General features: G+C 74.2%; 2 protein-coding genes and 1 pseudogene. 2 read left to right on the top strand and 1 reads right to left on the bottom strand.

Features of this window, described 5'->3' with window-relative positions; all coding sequences use genetic code 11:
- Window positions 1–87: 87 nt before the first annotated feature.
- Window positions 88–1,083 carry a UDP-glucuronic acid decarboxylase family protein gene (locus tag ND748_RS29290; RefSeq protein WP_251749430.1) on the bottom strand — a complete coding sequence of 332 codons (996 nt, stop codon included), beginning with the start codon at window positions 1,081–1,083 and terminating at the stop codon, window positions 88–90.
- A 296-nt stretch (window positions 1,084–1,379) separates the two neighbouring features.
- Here ND748_RS29290 and ND748_RS29285 point away from each other — a divergent pair, with 296 nt between their 5' ends.
- Together ND748_RS29285 and ND748_RS29280 are read left to right on the top strand one after the other, a co-directional pair.
- Complete coding sequence (locus ND748_RS29285; RefSeq protein ID WP_251749429.1) at window positions 1,380–2,612, top strand: glycosyltransferase family 4 protein; 1,233 nt, start codon at window positions 1,380–1,382, stop codon at window positions 2,610–2,612.
- Window positions 2,609–2,896, top strand: a pseudogene (locus tag ND748_RS29280) (hypothetical protein); the annotation flags it as partial. The gene ND748_RS29285 and the pseudogene ND748_RS29280, both read left to right, overlap by 4 nt.

Here is a 2,896-nt window from a genome sequence, read left to right as displayed (position 1 = left end):
CCACAACAGAGGTCACTCACTCTTTGTAGCAGACTGAATACCTAGAGAGACGTAACGCCGTCGGCGTCGGGCCATCAGGACGCCCGTTCAGCCGCCGCCCGCCCGGGACCGCGGTGCTCCGCTCTGGCGCGGCACGAGGGCCGTCGGCGGCCCGGCGGGCCGGCCCCGGAACCAGCCGACGGTCCTGGCCAGCCCGTCCGCCAGGTCCACCCCGGGCCGCCAGTCGAGCACCTCCCCGGCCAGGGTGACGTCGGGCCGGCGCACGCTGGGATCGTCCGCGGGCCGCGGGACGAAGACGATCGGCGCCTGCTCGCCGCACAGCCGCACGACCAGCCGGGCGAGCTCCAGCATCGACAGCTCCCCCGGGTTGCCGAGGTTCACCGGCCCCGGATGCTCGACGTCGAGCATCCGGACCAGCCCGGCCACGAGGTCGTCGACGTAGCACAGCGAGCGGGTCTGCGAGCCGTCGCCGGCGACGGTCACCGGCTGGCCGCGCAGGGCCTGGGTGATGAAGGTCGGCACCGCCCGGCCGTCGTCCGCGCGCATCCGGGGGCCGTAGGTGTTGAAGATCCGCACGATGCCGGTGCGGGTGCCGTGGGTGGCGCGATGCGCGGTGGTCAGCGCCTCGGCGAAACGCTTGGCCTCGTCGTACATGCTGCGCGGGCCGATCGGGTTGACGTGACCCCAGTACCCCTCGGGCTGCGGGTGCACCTGCGGGTCGCCGTACACCTCGGAGGTGGACGCCAGCAGGAAGCGGGCCCCCTTGCGCCGCGCGAGCTCCAGCAGCCGGCGGGTACCCCAGGCGCCCACCGCGAGCGTCTCCAGCGCCAGCGCCCGGTAGGCCACCGGCGAGGCCGGGGAGGCCAGGTGCACCACCGCGTCGACCGGCCCGGCGACGTCGACCGACCCGGTGACGTCGCGGCGCAGCATCCGGAAGGAGTCCAGCGCCCGCAGCGGGTCGATGTTCTCCGGCCGGCCGGTGAGGAAGTTGTCGACGCAGATCACCTCGGCCCCGCCAGCCAGGAGTCGCTCGCAGAGATGACTGCCAAGGAAGCCCGCTCCCCCGGCGACAACGACGCGCATGGACATCACAGCTTCCCCAGCTTCTCTGGCGGAGCTGACCCCGGCGCACCCGGCCGGGGGATCGGGCCAGGTCGGGTTGCTCACGAAGAGCATGACTACTATCACGCGTCGTTACCACTTGCCCGGACGGCCCGCCGATCCCGCCCGCGACGCCGGCCCGTTCGGACCGGACGAGGGACCGGTTCCCCAACACATACCTACAGTGCGTTGATTAATGAACACGCATAGTGAAGACTGGCACTCCTGGCAGCCGGCCGGCCGCTCGGATCGGCGGCCCGAGGAGGCGTAGCAGGCCCATGACGTCCGTCTCTCGGCCGACGGCCGTCGCCGCCGTCGTGCCCCATCCGATCCAGCACTTCGCGCCGCTGTACCGGGCCGTCGGCGAGGGACCGGTGGACCTGCGGGTGCTGTTCCTGTCCCGCGCCGGCCTCGACCGTTACTTCGACCCGGGCTTCGGGGCCGAGATGCGCTGGCGGCCGGACATCACCGCGGGTTACCGGCACGAGTTCGTCGCCGACCTCCCGCTGCGACCGGAGTGGCGCCAGCCGGTGGCCAGCACCCGAGCGGCGGGCCGGGTCTGGGCGGCGCTGGACCGGCGACGGCCCGACTGTGTACTGGTCCACGGCTACCGCCACGTCGGCTCGCTCGCGGCCCTCGCCTGGGCCCGTCGGCGCGGCGTCGGCACCCTGATGATGGGCGACAGCGAACTGCTCGGCCACCGCGCGGCGCGCGTGCGCGCCGCCAAACGGCTCGCCCTGCCGCCACTGCTCGGCCGGGTGGACGCATTCCTCACCGTCGGCGACAACAACGAGGACTATCTCGCCCACTACGGCGTCCCGCGGGAGCGGATGTTCCGCACGCCCTACCCGACCGAGCAGGCCGCGCTGCAGAAGGCGGTGACCGATCGGTCCACCCACCGGGCCGCCGTCCGCGCCGAACTCGGGATCGCCCCGGACGCGGTGGTCGCCCTGTGCGTCGGCAAGATGATCTTCCGGAAGCGCCCGCTGGACGTCGCCGACGCCCTGCGGATCGTCGCCAGCGCCGCCCGCACGCCCGACACCCGGGAGCTCGTCGTGATCATGGCGGGCGACGGGGTGCTGCGGCCCGCCCTCGACGCGGCGGCTGCCGGCCTCGACGGCGCGCTGCGGGTGGTGGGCTTCGCCGACCAGGAACGGCTGCCCCGCCTGTACGCCGCCAGCGACCTGTACCTCCATCCGGCGCAGCGCGATCCGCATCCGCTGGCCGTGAAGGACGCCGTGCTGTGCGGCCTGCCGGTGGTGGTCAGCGACCGGGTCGGATCGATCGGCCCGACCGACGACGTGCGCCCCGGCCGCAACGCCCGCATCCACCCCGTCGGTGATGTCGGCGCGCTCGCCGGCATCCTCGACGAGCTGCGCCGCCGGCCCGACCTGCTCGCCGCGATGGCGCTGGAGTCCGAGAAGGCCGTGTCGGACATCGACCTCGACGCCTCGATCGACGGGTTCCACCGGGCGGTCGCCGCCGTGCGCCGCTCGGCGCGGTCGCGGTGACCCGTCCCGACCCGACGGCCAGGCTGTCGCGGGCGACCGTCGCGGTACTCGCCGGCAACGCCGCCACCCTGGTGCTGGGCACCGCCACCGGCGCCCTGGCGGCCCGGACGCTGGGGCCCACCGGTCGGGGCGAGCTGCTCACCCTGCAGACCTGGGCCGGCATGCTCGCGATGGTGCTCAGCCTCGGCGTGTCCCAGGCGCTGGTCACCGACGACGGCGACGACGACGGCCTGCTCGGTCCCCTGCTCGCGCACGCGGGCGCCGTCGCGGCGGCGGGCGGCGCC

The sequence above is a fragment of the Frankia sp. AiPs1 genome (genome assembly GCF_023716945.1).
Lineage (GTDB): Bacteria > Actinomycetota > Actinomycetes > Frankiales > Frankiaceae > Frankia.
Note: the sequence above shows the minus strand (reverse complement) of the source record. Positions and strands in the feature narration are given on the sequence as shown.